The following is a 14719-nucleotide window of genomic DNA, read 5'->3' on the forward strand; positions in this document are numbered from 1 at the left end:
CGCCATCGTCGCCGACGCACCTACAAGAAGATCCAGGCCAAATATTTCGACTTCGATATTTATTGAGACGTCGAAGCCGCCAATCTCCCCCCTCGTGGGGGAGATCACGCTGTCATCGACGCCTCACAGCGCCTTCACAGCCACCTTCACCGGCTGCTCGATCTCCAGCGGGTTGCGCAGCGGCAGGCCGAAGTCCCCAGCCTCGATCTCGAACACATCGCCGGCCTCGGTCTTGATGCCGTCGGCGAAGGACAGCGTCGCCGTACCGAACATATGCACATGCACGTCGCCCGGCTGGCGGAAGGCCGCGTATTTGAAATGGTGATGCTCGAGATTGGCGATGGTGTGCGACATGTTCGCTTCACCGGACAGGAACGGCTTTTCCCACAGCACCTCGCTGTCGCGCACGATGCGCGAGGTGCCGCGGATATCGGGCGGCAGGTCGCCGATCAGGATTTCCGGACCGAACGAGGCGTTGCGCAGCTTGGAATGGGCGAGGAACAGATAGTTCACGCGCTCGGTGACGTGGTCGGAAAACTCGTTCGACAGCGTGAAGCCGACGCGGAAAGGTGCGCCGTCGTCGCCGATGACATAGATGCCGGCCACCTCGGGCTCTTCGCCGGCGTCCTTGGCAAAGGCCGGTGACAGGAGTGCGGCACCTGGCGCCACCGCCATCGTGCCGTTGCCTTTGTAAAACCATTCCGGCTGCACGCCGATCTGGCCGTTCGCGGGCTTGCCGCCCTCCAGCCCCATGCGGAACATCTTCATGGAATCGGTGAGCTGCTCCTCGCCGTCGGCGCTCAGCTTCTTGTGCATGGAATCGCGCGTCGCCGCCGAGCCGAGATGCGTCAGCCCGGTGCCCGTCAGGTGCAGATGCGCCGGATCGGGGTGGTTGATCGGCGACAGCAGCCGCCCCTTCTTGTAAGCGGCCTCGAGATCGACCGTCTCGCCAAGTCCTTTGCGTTCGATCAGCGCGACGAGGCCGACGCCGGTGCGGGCGGCCTCCATCGCCAGCGAATAGACGCTGCGGGCGCCATTGATGATCCGGGTCTTGCCGCTATTGCGGGCAACGACGCGGATGGTCTCGGCGTCGTCAAGGATCTGGGAGATCAGCATGATGAATCCTCTCTCATTTGCCTTGGCAGGGCTGCCAAAACGGCAGACCTTGCTCGGCGCGGCCGGACCTCGTCCATGCCACGGTTTAAATTCTCAGTTCGGATTGCGCTCGCGGGCCTGGTCCCTCAGGGACTTCTGTTACCGGGTTGCCGGCAGCGCCGCGATCGTATGCCTCCTGCTTGCCTCGACTAGAGCAGTTCACCGTCTCACGGAAACGGCGAACCGCTCTAACTCATTGTGGTGCAATTCCGGGCGGAAAACCGTTTCACACTTTTCCTTGGAATTGCTCTTAAGCCCGTTCAGGCCTTGTTCTTGTTGTAGACGTCGAAGATCACGGCACCGAGCAGCACCAGGCCTTTGACCACCTGCTGCCAGTCGACATTGACGCCCATGATCGACATGCCGTTGTTCATCACGCCCATGATGAAGCCGCCAACGACCGCACCGATGACCTGACCGACGCCGCCCATGGCCGAGGCGCCGCCGATGAAGACGGCGGCGATGACGTCGAGCTCGCTGCCGAGGCCCGCGGCCGGCACCGCCTGTCCCAGTCGCGCCGCGATGATCAGGCCGCCGAGCGCCGACAGCACGCCCATATTGATGAACACCATCAGCGTCAGCCGCTCGGTGTTGATGCCCGACAGCTGCGCGGCCTTGGAATTGCCGCCCATGGCGTAGATACGGCGGCCGATGGTCATGCGCTTGGTGACGAAGACGAACAGCGAGATCAGCACGCCCATGACGAGCAGCACCACCGGCAGGCCCCTGTAGCTGGCGAACTGGTAGACCAGGAACAGGGCCAGCGCGCTGCCGACCAGCGTCTTGACGACGAACAGGGCAAAGGGCTCGGCCTCATAGCCATGGCGTTCGCGCTTGCGGCGCGTCCTCACCCCGAAATAGGCATAGGCCAGCACGGCGATCAGGCCCAGCACAATCGTCGTCATGTGCAGCGTCAGGCCGCTGCCCATGATGGTCTTGCCGGCCGCGTTCACCGTCGGCGGGATAAGCGTCAGTGGCCCGATGACATCCGGAATGAAGCCGGAGCTGAGCGCCTTGAAGCCATCGGGTAGCGGCCCCACCGAGGATCCGCCGCCCAGCAGGGCCTGGCAGATGCCGCGGAAGATCAGCATGCCGGCCAGCGTTACGATGAAGCTCGGTATTCGGTGATAGGCGATCCAGTAGCCTTGCGCGGCGCCGATCGCGCCGCCCACGATCAGGCAGATGATCGACACCACCAGCGGATTGCTGAACGGGCCGAGCGGCCAGATGACCATCATCATCGCCGCCAGCGCGCCGATGAAACCGGCGACCGATCCGACGCTGAGGTCGATATGGCCGGAGACGATCACCAGCAGCATGCCCAGCGCCATCACGATGATGAACGAGTTCTGCTGCACCAGATTGCTCAGGTTCACCGGCTTGAACAGCGTTCCGTTCGTGGTGAACTGGAAGAACACCATGATGGCGATCAGCGCCAGGATCAGGCCGTACTCGCGCAGGTTCGTCGCCAGCGCCGAGACGGCGATGCGTGGACCCTGCTGCACGTCTTCGGCGACTTTGCTCTGCGGGGCGGGGGCGCTTTCGGTGCTCATGCTGCTTTTCCTTCTCCCCGAACGATGGCGCGCATTATTTTTTCCTGGCTTGCTTCCGCGGCGGGCATTTCGCCCACGATGCGGCCTTCGTTCATGACGTAGATGCGGTCGGTGATGCCGAGCAATTCTGGCATTTCCGACGAGATGACGACGATCGCCTTACCCTCAGCCGCGAGGCGGGCGATGATCGTGTAGATTTCGTACTTGGCGCCGACATCGATGCCGCGCGTCGGCTCGTCGAGGATCAGCACGTCCGGGTCGGCGAACAGCCATTTCGACAGCACCACTTTCTGCTGGTTGCCGCCGGAGAGATTGCCGGTCATCTGATAGACGCTGGACGCGCGGATATTGGTCTTCTTGCGATAGTCGTTGGCAACGGCGAGCTCGCGCATGTCGTCGATCACGCTGTGGCGCGAGACGCCGCCAAGATTGGCCAGCGTGATGTTGTGCTTGATATGGTCGATGAGGTTGAGGCCGTAAGTCTTGCGGTCCTCTGTGACGTAGGCGATGCCGTGTTGGACCGCCTTGCTCACCGAGGATACGTCGACCGGCTTGCCCTTGAGCAGCACCTCGCCGGAGATGCGGCGGCCGTAGGAGCGGCCGAACAGGCTCATGGCGAATTCGGTGCGGCCAGCGCCCATCAGCCCGGCAATACCCACCACTTCGCCCTTGCGCACGTTGATGTCGATGCCCTTGATCACCTGCCGCTCGGCATGGATCGGGTGATAGACCGACCAGTTCTTCACTTCGAACACGACCTCGCCGATATCAGGCTCGCGCGGCGGATAGCGGTCATCGAGTGAGCGGCCGACCATCGAAGTGATGATGCGGTCCTCAGAGATGTCCTTCTTGGCCAGCGTCTCGATGGTGCGCCCGTCACGGATCACCGTCACCTTGTCGGCGACCCGGTTCACCTCGTTGAGCTTGTGCGAGATCAGGATCGAGGTCATGCCTTGCCGCTTGAATTCGAGCAAAAGGTCGAGCAACGCCTGGCTGTCCTTCTCGCTCAGCGAAGCCGTCGGCTCATCCAGGATCAGCAGCTTGACTTCCTTGCTCAGCGCCTTGGCGATTTCGACCAGCTGCTGCTTGCCGACGCCGATATTGGTGATCAGCGTCTTGGGGTCCTCCTTGAGGCCCACCTTCTTCAACAGCGCACTGGTGCGCGCCTCGTTGGCATCCCAGTCGATGACGCCGAATTTGGCGTGTTCGTTGCCGAGGAAGATGTTTTCCGCGATCGACAGCATCGGCACCAGCGCAAGCTCCTGGTGGATGATGACGATGCCCTTGTGTTCGCTGTCATGGATGCCTTTGAACTGGCATTCCTGGCCTTGGAAGATGATCTGGCCGTCATAGGTGCCGGAGGGATAGACGCCCGACAGCACCTTCATCAGCGTCGACTTGCCGGCGCCGTTTTCGCCGACCACGGCATGGATCTCGCCTTCCTCGACGCTGAGATTGACGTTCGACAGCGCCTTCACGCCGGGAAACGTCTTGGTGATGTCGCGCATCTCCAAAATCGTCGAGGCCATGGGGACTACCGCTCCTTGAGAGCTCGGCAAACATTGCCGGCGAGGTCGGTGACAATACCGGGCTCGCTGGTGAACGAAAAGGGGCCCTGCGTTGCGCAGGACCCCCTGACTTTGTAACCGGGATTACTTCAGTTCGTCGGCCTTGATGTAGCCGGAGTCGACGACCAGCGCCTGGTAGTTCGACTTGTCGACCTCATGCGGCGTCAGCAGGATCGAAGGAACGACCTTGACGTCGTTGTTGTAGGTCTTTTCATCGAGGCCGTCCGGCTTGCCGCCCGAGAGCACCTTGTCGACGAGTTCGACGGTGGCCTTGGCCAGTTCGCGGGTGTCCTTGAACACGGTCGAGTACTGCTCGCCCGAGATGATCAGCTTGACCGAAGCGGTTTCGGCGTCCTGGCCGGTCACAACAGGCCACGGCTGAGCCTCGGTGCCGTAACCGACGGCGCGCAGCGAGGCGGTGATGCCGCGCGACAGGCCGTCATAGGGCGACAGAACGCCATCGACGCGGCTGCCGTCCGAATAGTTGGCCGACAGCAGGTTGTCCATGCGCGCCTGGGCGGTGGCGGCGAGCCAACGCAGCGTGCCGACCTTGTCCATGCCGGTCTGGCCGGACTTGATCTTGATCGAGCCGTCGTCGATCAGCGGCTGCAGGACGGAGATGGCGCCATTGTAGAAGAAGAAGGCGTTGTTGTCGTCGGGCGAGCCGCCGAACAGTTCGACGTTCCACGGCTTGGTGTTCGGGAAACGCTCCTTGAGGCCCTTGACCAGCGAATTCGCCTGGATCACGCCGACGCCGAAATTGTCGAAGGTGGTGTAGTAGTCGACATTGGCGGTCTTCTTGATCAGGCGGTCATAGGCGACGACGACGACGCCCGCGTCAGCGGCCTTCTGCAGAGCATCCGACAGGGTGGTGCCGTCGATCGAAGCGATGATCAGCGCCTTCGGGCCTTTGGTGATCTCGTTTTCCAGCTGGCTGAGCTGGTTGGGGATGTCGTCCTGCGCGTATTGCAGGTCGACGGTGTAGCCGAGAGCCTCGAGCTGGGACTTGACGGCATCGCCGTCGTTGATCCAGCGCTGCGAGGTCTTGGTCGGCATCAGCACGCCGACGAGACCCTTGTCGGCTGCGTGCGCCGAGTAGGTCATGGCAGCGATGCCAAGGGCCGCGACGGCGGCCAGTGTCTTGATGATTTTCACTTCAACTCTCCCTGTTTGATGGACGCGGCACCCCGGGGGTCGCGGGCCGCGCAATCGTGCAGAAGCGCCAAGGCACTGCTGCCGTCATATCGATCTCCGGTATCCTCCCATGGCCCCGAGACGCTGATTCAATCGATACGATTTTTCTCGTCAGCGACCGTCACGTCTTGGAACGCGCGGAGGGTGTGGGTCTTTGCCATAACTGTCAAATGCGATCTTTGATGGTTGCTATATCATGGTTGGTATATGTATTGCGACGTGACGGGCTGACTCCAATGTCGGCCGTACACGAGCAGAAGGCAGGGAAAAGCGATGGCGCGGCCCGGGAATCCGACAACAGCTTCAATTGGTTACAGAGAAGCACCGGGCGATGGCGAAACCCTGCTGCGCAGCGGTCTCAGTCTGCGTCACATGCGCATGATCGTCGCGCTCGACGACCATGGCCGGGTCAGCGCGGCAGCCCAGGTTCTGAACATTTCGCAGCCGGCGGCCTCGCGCATGATCGCGGAGATGGAGGCGGTGCTGGAGGTCAAGCTGTGCGAGAGGCTGCCGCGCGGTATCACCTTGACGCCATACGGCAAGGCTTTGGCCAGGCGGGCGCGCTCGATCCTGCTGGAGATGCGCGAGGTCGACCGCGAGATTTCCGAGCTCAAGGCGGGCAAGGGTGGTTCGGTTTTCCTGGGTGCTGTGACCGCGCCGGCTATCGAGCTGGCGGTGCCGGCAATTCGTGAGATCCGCCGCATCTATCCGCGCATCGAGATCACCATGCAGGTCGAGACCTCCAATGTGCTGGCACGCGAGCTGATCGCCACGCGTCATGATTTCATCATCGCGCGCATACCGGACGATCTCAATCCGCGGCTGTTCGAGTCGCGCGTCATCGGCGTCGAGAAGGCCTGCCTGATCGTGCGCCGGGGCCATCCGCTCACCAAGGGCGAGGCGGTGCGGCTGGAAGAGACCGCCGCCTATGACTGGGTCTTCCAGTCTGGCGGCTCGCCCTTGCGCCAGGCCATGGAGAGCAACTTCCTCAACCGCAACATCGCTTTGCCGGATCGTATCCTGAACACCAGTTCGCTGCTCCTGACCCTGGTCATGGTCGCGCAATCCGATGCCATCGCACCGGTCTCTGTCCAGGTGGCGAAATTCATCCAGAACCCTGACGGGCTGGCCGGCGCCATCGACGTCGTCCAGACCGAATTCGACATCGAGGTCAGGCCCTACAGCCTGATCACGGTGAAGAATCGCGCGCTGTCGCCGGCCGCCAAGATGCTGCACGACTTCATTCTGAGAGAAGTGGGATGATGGCTCGCTCGGGTAAGGTTGCCCGGCGAAAGCACCGCCAGGCCGAGGCTAGAGCAGTTCACCGTTTCACGGAAACGGCGACCCGCTCTAACTCCTCGTTTTGACGCAATTCCGGACGGAAAACCGTTCCTGGAATTGCTCTAGCGAAAGCGAACTGGGAACATTGTTTCCCGCCAATGCGTTCATGATCTTGCAAGGGACGATTTCTTCTGAAGGCTGAACATGCGCAGCTTCGAAATCATCGATCTGCTTTACGTGATCGAGGCCTGCAAGCACGATCGATCGGTCGGGAATTTCGTTTCCATGGCTGAAGGCGTGGAAGAATTGCGGGTGTTGACCGGCGATTTCGTTTCATCGGATGACGTGGCAGCAAACGCCCTCGCAACGGTGGCGCTTGCGCGAGGCTGCTCGGTTGTGTTCGACGAACAGGCAGGCGCTGAAATGGTTCTGACGCCTTAGACTGGAGCGGGTAGAGGGAATCGAACCCTCGCGTTCAGCTTGGGAAGCTGACAAGCTACCATTACATCATACCCGCGTGCGCCCTCGTTACCATGACGGCCCGGCTTCGGGCAATCGCAAAGCGGTCTGTTCTCACGACGGTCGTGCTGCGGATCACGGCGCGCCCGCGGCCGTGAATTGCCGTTTTGCCTCCGCGACCTTATTGCTGGTGGCGAAGCTTGGCCAGTATTTCGAGATGGCCAGCGTCGCGCCGGCGGAAGAGAAGTGGCCATAGTCGAAGTAGAGAAATTCGTTGGTCGTGGCATCGGCGTATGAACAACCTGCCGAGTCGCACAGATACGTCAGCGGATCTATGAAATCGGCCCCTTTGGTGAACGGCAGAACCCGTGCGTTGATGTCCGGATCCATAGCCATCGGCCAGGATGTGGTTCCGGCATGCTCCCGTTTCACCAAGAAAGCGATCTTCTGGACGTCGGCGATGAATTCCGGAGACTGGCCGACGGTATAGACCTTGACCCCCATCTCGCGAAGCCGATCGATCGTCTTCTGCAGGCCGTCGAAGCCCCTGGCCTGGTAGTCGGTCCATCGGCCGCTCAAGATCACCGCCTGGATGTTGGCGTCGCGAATGATCGACAAGGCCCGTTCGTTGAAGCGGGTGCAGGCGGGCCGAGCATAGGAAAAATAGGTCAGGTCGGGCGGACAGCCGGCATAGGTGTATTGGATGACATTGGCCTGGATTTTCTGGGCGTTGGGCTCAAGTCCCGGAACATAATGGGCAGCGAAAGAATCGCCCCACAGCAGCACATTGGTGGCAAAGCCCGTTGTACGGGTGCAGTCGGCAAGGTTCCAGTCTTCGATGCGGGTCCCGTTTTCGTTGAAACAGATGCCGTTGCGCCAGTCGCCGACCCGGATACGTTCGGTCGAGAAATCCGGAAACCGTTGCGGGAAACCGTTGCCCAGTGCGCCGGCCAAACCACCGGCGCACAGCAGCGCGATTGCCGTCGCCGAAAAGGCGAAGATAGGCAGCGGGGCGGTATAGGCTCGTTTGTGGCGGAAGGGTTGCTCGACATATTTCCAGGAGAATGCCGCCAAGGCGAAACTGGCCACCGTCATCGCGATAATCGTTGGCACACCGACAGTCTTCAGGGAGAGATAATGGACGAACGAGTTGATCGGCCAGTGGACGAGGTAAAGCGAATAGGAAATGAGGCCGACCCAGACCAGCGGCGCCAACCGAAGCACGCGAGTGGCGACAGATGCCGGCCTGTCGGCGCTATCCTGGCCAGCATAGATCAGCAAAGCTGTTCCGATGCACGGGAATAGGGCGTTGTAGCCGGGGAACGGATCGCTGTCCGAAATCATCACAAAGCCAAATGCAACCAGGGCAAAGCCGGCGAGGCCGATCAGGTCCGCCGCCAGCCGACTGGCTAGGACCGGAGGCTTCCGCAACATCAGCATGGCGCCCAGCGCCAGCTCCCATATGCGCGTCGGCAAGAGATAGAACCCTGCCGTCGGTGCCAGCGAGGTTGCTATGACTGCCAGGGCAAAGCTGCCGATGGCCATCGGCAGAAGTACCGTCAGCCAGCGCTTCGAGACGTATCGGTGGATCAGATAAAGGAGGATCGGCGCGAAGATATAATACTGCTCCTCCACCGAAAGCGACCATGTGTGCAGGAGCGGCCGCAGTTCGGCGTCGATGGAGAAATAGTTCGTCGTTTTCCAGAAATAGATGTTCGACCAGACGGTCGAGGCGGCGATCACGCTAAGGCTGAATTCGTGGAGATCCGAAGGCAGAAGGATGAACCAGGCGGCAATGCTCGCGAGCAGGATGACGAAGGTCAGCGCCGGCAGGATGCGCCGTGCGCGGCGCCAGTAGAAGCGGCCGATCGAGAACTGGCCCCGCTCAAGATCATCGAGCAGGCTGCCGCTGATCAGATAGCCCGATATGACGAAGAAGATGTCGACGCCGGTGAAGCCGCCAGGAATGGCGGACACGCCGAAATGGAAGAGCACGACAGGCAGCACCGCAACGGCCCGCAGGCCGTCGATGTCGCGCCGGTAGTTCATCCGGCCGGCCCGCGCGCGACCACCAGGATCCGTGCGGCCGCACCCGACACGCTCATGGGGCGATGCCTCAGGTCGTGCTGAAAATCCCGGCTCGTCGATCTCACAGGCTTACCCTCAGGCAGCAATTTTGCTGCGCTGCAACATGGGTGTCAAGGCATATATTGGCTGTCGCGAAATTCGCCAGCAACGCACCAGGATCAGACGCCAGGCAGATAGATCACTGCATGGTCGTCCGCATAGGCCCGCTTCCAGCCCAACTGGTCGAAAAAGGGGATGCGGGCGTCGTCAGCCGACAGCAGCGCCCAGCCTATTGCGTATTTCTTCAACCGGGCTTCGAGGAGTGGCTTGCCGTTGCTGTGACCCGTCTCGTCATCGGCTTTTGTGAAACCTCCCAGGAACAGCTGGTCCGTCCGTCCGTCGATATAGGTCTTGAACCCGTGGAAAATCAGCGTGCCGCCGAAATTGTAGGAATTCAGCACGTTGCCGGATAGATGATGGCTTTGCGCGAATGCCAGCGCCCCGCTGGCCGATGTCTTCGGACTTGGCGCTACCTGATAGACGCTGCCGAGCACAGTGACCCCGCCAATCAGCAGAACGGCTGCCGTGCCGCAGATGGCGTAGAACCGCCTGGCGAAGAATCTCTCCAGTCCGTCGCGCTTTTCGGCCAGCCATGCGGTGGCCGAAAGCGAGGGATATTGCTGGGCGACCTCGGCCGCCATCACCAGCGGAATCAGCAGGAAGAACAGATACATGAAGCGCACATGGGCGAGATAGACATGCAAGGTGAAGACGACGAACAAGGCCTTGGCCCAGCCAATTCGCAATCGGGACACCAGTAGCCCGAAAAGCGCCAGCAGCATCGCCGCTTCCTGGACGGGACTGTCCGGCTGATTGAACGGTTTCCATTCCATGATCAGCGACACCGCCTCATTGCCGTAGGCCACGGCGAGCGTCGCCAGGATGGCCTGGACGCCGTAGGGGTGGATCAGGCTGACCAGCGGGCAAAGCAGACCGAACGCGATCCACTTCGCCAGCAGGGACGGTTTCGACAGGCCCGTGCGCGCCAGCAGATCGAGACCGGCAAAAGCCGCGATGACGAAGCTCAAGGTGAAGGTGGCGTGCAGGTTCGCCCATAACACGACCAGCACAAGCAGCCACCAGGGCGGCGCCCGTTCTTCCCTCGCCGCACCGAAGAGCACCGCCGTGCAGATGACGATGATCGGGAAGGTGAAGACATGCGGACGCGCCGTGAAGATCGGGTTGATCAGGAACACCGCCGCGAAGGCCAGTGTAATCGCCAGGATCGGTTTCAGCCATGCGCTGAGAAACCACCCCATGAGGAAAACCGTCAGGGAGATCGAGGCGATGATCGCGGTGACGACCCCGTTCCAGCCGCCCGCCCGGTAGGCAAGAGCCAGCAGGACCTGTCCCAGCCATTCCTTGGCAATCCAGGGCTGGCCGGCAAACGTGTAGGAATAGGGATCGACGGTCGGAAATGTCCGGTTAGTCAGGAAATCCAGACCGACCTTCACTTGCCACCAGCTGTCGGGATCCTGCAGGGTGGCGCCTGCCTGGGCACCCAACGCACCGGCCATCGCCAAGGCCGCGAACAGGCAGAAGATCAGCCTGTTCCGCTCGTTGTATGTCGCGGCCTCCGCACTGGCCTGAGCGTCGTTCATGCTGCGCCGCCTCTGATCGGTTCCGGTGACAGTTGGGTTCAAGGTGTTGGATTGGCGGGGTGCTGCCGAGGCTTGTCGGCCACCCGAACTGTGCGGTCGGTGCTGTCGTCCCCGCGCCCCACAAACACGAAGCGAGCCGAGCCAAGATAGAAAACAACCGAATAGACGCAGATTCCCGCGAGGTGGACCAGCGGGTTTTCGACGATGCCTGCTGAACGGGCGGCGATCACGACGGCCAGATTGACGCTGTAGGCGACCAGAAAGACACCCCCGTAGCGCAGCGCGGTTCCGGGCTGGAAACCATCGGCTCTGCTGAAGGTCCATTGGCGGTTGAGGAAGAAGCCGAGGACAAGGCCGGCGGCATAACCCGTGGCGTTGGCAAGGATGTCGCCCAGACCCAGCGCAAGCCCGGCCAGGATGACAGCGTATCCCAGCGCCGTGTTCAACAGACCGACGGCGCCAAATCGCAGCATCCTCGGGAAGTCAAACGGCAGGCTTGACCACATGCGCAAAATATTGGGCTCCGACAGGTACCTTGGTGAGGAAGCGCTCGAACGGCCTCAGTCTCGCAAGCATCCGAGGAAAGAAAATCCGGTAGACGATCCTCGTATTGGCAAGGCCCGCCTCGGCCATGCGCCTGCGCATCTCGCGCGAATTTATCAAAACCGCGTTTTCATCGAAGGCACAGTTTCTCACCGCGTGCGTGGTCAGCGGGTTCCAGGGATTGTGTTCGAAGACGAAGAAGCTGCCGCCATCGGCCAGCACCCTGCCGATCTCGGCGAACAGTCCGATCTGCAGGTCCTCGGGAATATGGTGGAATACACAGGCCGCGAAGGCCAGGTCGAAGCTGCCGTCGGCAAAAGGAATTGTCTTGCCGTCGAAATGCGTGAAGGCGGCCTGGCCGGGAAAGCGCTTGCTGGCGATGTCGAGCGATTCCCGCGAAGGATCGAGCAAGGTGATCTCCGCGTCGGGAAACGCGTTGCGCATATGGCCGAGCGAATTGCCGACGCCGGCGCCGAAATCCAGTACTCGTCGGGGTTTGACACCGGCCCGCCGCAGCGTCGCGGCGACGTCGTCGATCTTGTACCTGGCGAAGAAATCCGGGTTTTCGCCGCTCAGCCTTATGCTTGCGGCATGCTGCTCCTGATATTCCCGCGCAAACTGGTCGAACTCCGCCTCAAGCACGTGCGGCCCTCTTTGCCATCTCCTGCAGGCGATGGACCGGCAATTCGCCGTCCTCCACCGCCTGGCTGCGCGAAACGATCTCGTTGACGAAGTAGAGCGGCCGCCGCTTCGTCTCCATGTACATGCGCCCGAGATACTCGCCGAAGATTCCGAGCACCATAAGCTGGACGCTGCCGAGGATCAGCACGATCGCGGCAAGGCTGGTCCAGCCGGGCAACACGTTTCCGACCGACCATTCGAACAGCGTGTAGCCGAGCACGACCAGCCCCAGAAGCCCGAACATCATTCCGAGCAGCGAAGCGAAGCGCAAGGGCACGATGGAGAAGCTGGTCATCGCGTCGACCGCCAGAAGAAGCATTTTCTTCAGCGGATAATGGGTGGTGCCGGCAAAGCGGCGGTGCCGCTCATAGGGGAAAGCCACCTGTTTCAGCCCGATCCAGCTAACCATGCCGCGAATGAACCTGTAACGTTCTGGCATCGCGTTCAGATGGTCGAGCGCACGACGGTTCATCAGCCGGAAATCACCGGTATTCGGGGCTATGTCGACGTCGACCATCCGGCGCAGCAAGCGATAGAACATGGACGCGGAGGCGAGCTTGAACCAGCTTTCGCCATCGCGCGTCAGCCTCTGGCCGTAGACCACATCGAAGCCTTCGTTCATCTTCGTCATCATCGCGCCGAGCAGTTCAGGTGGATCCTGCAGGTCGGCATCGAGAATGAGAATGCGCTGGCCGCGACAGAATTCGAGCCCGGCGCTCAACGCGATCTGGTGGCCGTAATTGCGGGCGAGGTCGATGGCGACGACATGTTCGTCCTTTTCGGCCAGTTGTAGAATGGCCTCGCGCGTACCGTCGGTCGCGCCATCGATGACAAGGACGATCTCGTAGGAAGGGCCTTGTTCAAGGCATGCGGCCGTGACCCGCCGGTGCAGTTCGGCCACGCCATCCAGCTCGTTGTAGCATGGGATGACCACCGACAGCATGACGCCGCGTCGCGCGGTGTTTCTCTCCGTCTCCACCAAAGCCTTGCTCCCGCTATTCGATTGGGAATAGCGGCAATTGGTTAGAAAACAGATAAGCCAGTGGGATCGCTGCGGCAGTAGCCGGCAGTCTGCCATGCGCCTGGGCTCGGCTTGCGGCCACACTATGCTCGGTGTCTCGCTATCCCGCAAAACTGCCGGCTTGAAGCGGGCAAGCCAAGTGAGTATGTCTGGGCCGAAGCCCTCGAGTCTGGGTACCTCAATCTGGAGACGGGCCTTGTCCGCATTGACGCGCTTCCTTGGCGACTCGCCGCTCAAGGTGATCCTGAAACTGCTGGTGGTGTCTTTCCTCGTCGGCCTGGTCATGAATGCCTTCGGCTGGTCGCCGATGGATGTGCTCTACGGCATCCGGAAGTTCTTCATGGACCTGTGGAATCTCGGCTTCCACGCCATCGACCGCTTCCTCGGCTATATCTTGCTGGGCGCGGCTATCGTCGTGCCGGCGTTCATCTTGTTGAGGATCGCCAACTACCGGAAGTAGAGCATGATCCCGAAAAGTGGGAACCGGTTTTCCGACAAGACCGTGCTTGAAAAGGACTATCAGGCGTAGCCCGCGGCGACCTCGAACAGGATGGCGTGGCGCGCCGCGAGTGCGGGCACATCCGTTGAATAGCCACCCCCGATGACGCCACACACCGGAACGCCCCGCGTGCGAAAGTGGCTGATGACCATGTCGTCGCGGGCGCGCAGGCCGTCATCCGACAGCGACAGCCTGCCAAGCCGGTCCTCAGCATGGACGTCGACGCCGGCATTGTAGAACACGATGTCCCAATGGGCTTGGGCGGAGAGCTCCGGCAGGATGGCGGCGAGCCTCTTCATGTAAGCGACGTCACCCGTGCCGTCGGGCAGCGCGACATCGAGGTCGGAGGCGATCTTGCGCACGGGATAGTTGCGGTCGCCATGCATGGAAAAGGTGAACACGCGCGGATCATCGGCGAGAATATCCGCCGTGCCGTCGCCCTGGTGCACGTCGAGGTCGACGACCAGGATGTTTTGTGCCGCGGCTTCGGCGAGCAGGACCAATGCGGCGACGGCGACATCGTTGAAGGTGCAGAAGCCCGCGCCCTGCGCGCGCCGCGCATGATGGCTGCCGCCTGCGGTGTTGCAGGCGATACCGTGGCGCAAGGCCAGCCGCGCCGCCAGCACGGTGCCGCCGGTGGCAAGCTGCGCGCGCAGCGAGACGCGGGGTCCGATCGGAAAACCGATCTCGCGCTCGATCTTCTCGGCCACGCAGCAGTTGACGACCTGGTCGACATAGTCCGCCGCATGGGCAAGCTCCAGCCATGACGCTGGTGCCGGTTCGGCGGTGCTGAGCGCGTCGGGGCCGGCGAGGCCGCGCGTACGCAGCGCCTCCATCAGCAACGGATATTTGCTCATCGGAAAGCGATGGTTGACGGCGAAGCCGGCGTCGTAGTCGGGATGATGGACGATCTGCAGAGGCATGAAATCGTATCCGGCTGGCTCACGCCAGACCGGGATTTCGGTTGGCCGTCAAGGGATAGGTGATTGCGCGGTGGCCGGAAAATGGGGCACATCGACGGTTCTATCAAGCCGCAA

At 61.6% G+C, this 14719-nt stretch carries 13 protein-coding genes and 1 tRNA gene; 3 read left to right on the plus strand and 11 right to left on the minus strand.

What is annotated here, in order from left to right; genetic code table 11:
- Nucleotides 1–123: 123 nt before the first annotated feature.
- The 4 genes from araD1 to chvE all read right to left on the minus strand — a co-directional run bounded on the left by araD1 (nucleotide 124) and on the right by chvE (nucleotide 5431).
- Nucleotides 124–1116, minus strand: coding sequence for an AraD1 family protein (gene araD1 / locus X735_RS138405; protein WP_023813875.1), 993 nt, complete (start codon nucleotides 1114–1116; stop codon nucleotides 124–126).
- Nucleotides 1117–1415: 299 nt separating this feature from the next.
- Entirely contained in the window at nucleotides 1416–2708 is a 1293-nt protein-coding gene (gene mmsB / locus X735_RS138400) for a multiple monosaccharide ABC transporter permease (RefSeq protein WP_023813876.1), read from the minus strand.
- Nucleotides 2705–4237: a multiple monosaccharide ABC transporter ATP-binding protein gene (gene mmsA / locus X735_RS138395; protein ID WP_023813877.1), complete on the minus strand. Its 1533-nt coding sequence runs from the start codon at nucleotides 4235–4237 to the stop codon at nucleotides 2705–2707. Before mmsA ends, mmsB begins: the two co-directional genes overlap by 4 nt.
- Nucleotides 4238–4360: 123 nt before the next feature.
- A complete protein-coding gene (chvE, locus tag X735_RS138390) occupies nucleotides 4361–5431 on the minus strand; it encodes a multiple monosaccharide ABC transporter substrate-binding protein (RefSeq protein ID WP_023813878.1) in 1071 nt (356 codons plus the stop codon).
- 312 nt (nucleotides 5432–5743) lie between these two features.
- Here chvE and X735_RS138385 point away from each other — a divergent pair, with 312 nt between their 5' ends.
- Nucleotides 5744–6733 carry a LysR family transcriptional regulator gene (locus X735_RS138385; RefSeq protein WP_023813879.1) on the plus strand — a complete coding sequence of 330 codons (990 nt, stop codon included), beginning with the start codon at nucleotides 5744–5746 and terminating at the stop codon, nucleotides 6731–6733.
- Nucleotides 6734–6955: 222 nt separating this feature from the next.
- Nucleotides 6956–7192, plus strand: coding sequence for a hypothetical protein (locus X735_RS138380; RefSeq protein WP_023813880.1), 237 nt, complete (start codon nucleotides 6956–6958; stop codon nucleotides 7190–7192).
- Nucleotides 7193–7194: 2 nt separating this feature from the next.
- Here the strand turns inward: X735_RS138380 and X735_RS138375 are convergent.
- From X735_RS138375 to X735_RS138350, 6 genes are all read right to left on the minus strand, one after another.
- Nucleotides 7195–7268, minus strand: a tRNA-Gly gene (locus tag X735_RS138375).
- A 77-nt stretch (nucleotides 7269–7345) separates the two neighbouring features.
- Complete coding sequence (locus X735_RS138370) at nucleotides 7346–9259, minus strand: acyltransferase family protein (protein ID WP_023813881.1); 1914 nt, start codon at nucleotides 9257–9259, stop codon at nucleotides 7346–7348.
- A gap of 197 nt (nucleotides 9260–9456) precedes the next feature.
- Nucleotides 9457–10938 (minus strand): hypothetical protein, encoded by a 1482-nt coding sequence (locus X735_RS138365; RefSeq protein ID WP_023813882.1) that lies wholly within the window; start codon nucleotides 10936–10938, stop codon nucleotides 9457–9459.
- 38 nt (nucleotides 10939–10976) lie between these two features.
- The gene (locus X735_RS138360) at nucleotides 10977–11444 is read right to left on the minus strand and encodes a GtrA family protein (protein WP_031213781.1); all 468 of its coding nucleotides are present in this window, start codon (nucleotides 11442–11444) and stop codon (nucleotides 10977–10979) included.
- Nucleotides 11422–12123, minus strand: coding sequence for a class I SAM-dependent methyltransferase (locus tag X735_RS138355; RefSeq protein WP_023813884.1), 702 nt, complete (start codon nucleotides 12121–12123; stop codon nucleotides 11422–11424). Before X735_RS138355 ends, X735_RS138360 begins: the two co-directional genes overlap by 23 nt.
- Nucleotides 12116–13105, minus strand: a complete 990-nt coding sequence (locus X735_RS138350; RefSeq protein WP_196815360.1) for a glycosyltransferase family 2 protein — start codon at nucleotides 13103–13105, stop codon at nucleotides 12116–12118. The genes X735_RS138355 and X735_RS138350 overlap by 8 nt, the downstream gene beginning before the upstream one ends.
- A gap of 223 nt (nucleotides 13106–13328) precedes the next feature.
- Between X735_RS138350 and X735_RS138345 the strand changes: the two genes are divergently transcribed.
- On the plus strand, nucleotides 13329–13643 hold the full coding sequence (locus tag X735_RS138345) for a DUF6460 domain-containing protein (protein WP_196815359.1): 315 nt from the start codon (nucleotides 13329–13331) through the stop codon (nucleotides 13641–13643).
- A gap of 59 nt (nucleotides 13644–13702) precedes the next feature.
- Here X735_RS138345 and X735_RS138340 read toward each other — a convergent pair whose 3' ends face one another.
- Nucleotides 13703–14605, minus strand: coding sequence for a histone deacetylase (locus tag X735_RS138340; RefSeq protein WP_023813887.1), 903 nt, complete (start codon nucleotides 14603–14605; stop codon nucleotides 13703–13705).
- Between the last annotated feature and the right edge of the window lie 114 nt (nucleotides 14606–14719).

Origin of the sequence: Mesorhizobium sp. L2C084A000 (genome assembly GCF_000502875.1) — a bacterium.
GTDB lineage: Bacteria > Pseudomonadota > Alphaproteobacteria > Rhizobiales > Rhizobiaceae > Mesorhizobium.

Excerpts from the sequence above, each read along its gene's own strand:
- araD1 (WP_023813875.1), bottom strand. The coding sequence starts at position 1,116 with ATGCTGATCTCCCAGATCCTTGACGACGCCGAGACCATCCGCGTCGTT.
- mmsB (WP_023813876.1), bottom strand. The coding sequence starts at position 2,708 with ATGAGCACCGAAAGCGCCCCCGCCCCGCAGAGCAAAGTCGCCGAAGAC.
- mmsA (WP_023813877.1), bottom strand. The coding sequence starts at position 4,237 with ATGGCCTCGACGATTTTGGAGATGCGCGACATCACCAAGACGTTTCCC.
- X735_RS138385 (WP_023813879.1), top strand. The coding sequence starts at position 5,744 with ATGGCGCGGCCCGGGAATCCGACAACAGCTTCAATTGGTTACAGAGAA.
- X735_RS138380 (WP_023813880.1), top strand. The coding sequence starts at position 6,956 with ATGCGCAGCTTCGAAATCATCGATCTGCTTTACGTGATCGAGGCCTGC.
- X735_RS138370 (WP_023813881.1), bottom strand. The coding sequence starts at position 9,259 with ATGAACTACCGGCGCGACATCGACGGCCTGCGGGCCGTTGCGGTGCTG.
- X735_RS138365 (WP_023813882.1), bottom strand. The coding sequence starts at position 10,938 with ATGAACGACGCTCAGGCCAGTGCGGAGGCCGCGACATACAACGAGCGG.
- X735_RS138360 (WP_031213781.1), bottom strand. The coding sequence starts at position 11,444 with ATGTGGTCAAGCCTGCCGTTTGACTTCCCGAGGATGCTGCGATTTGGC.
- X735_RS138350 (WP_196815360.1), bottom strand. The coding sequence starts at position 13,105 with ATGCTGTCGGTGGTCATCCCATGCTACAACGAGCTGGATGGCGTGGCC.
- X735_RS138345 (WP_196815359.1), top strand. The coding sequence starts at position 13,329 with ATGTCTGGGCCGAAGCCCTCGAGTCTGGGTACCTCAATCTGGAGACGG.
- X735_RS138340 (WP_023813887.1), bottom strand. The coding sequence starts at position 14,605 with ATGCCTCTGCAGATCGTCCATCATCCCGACTACGACGCCGGCTTCGCC.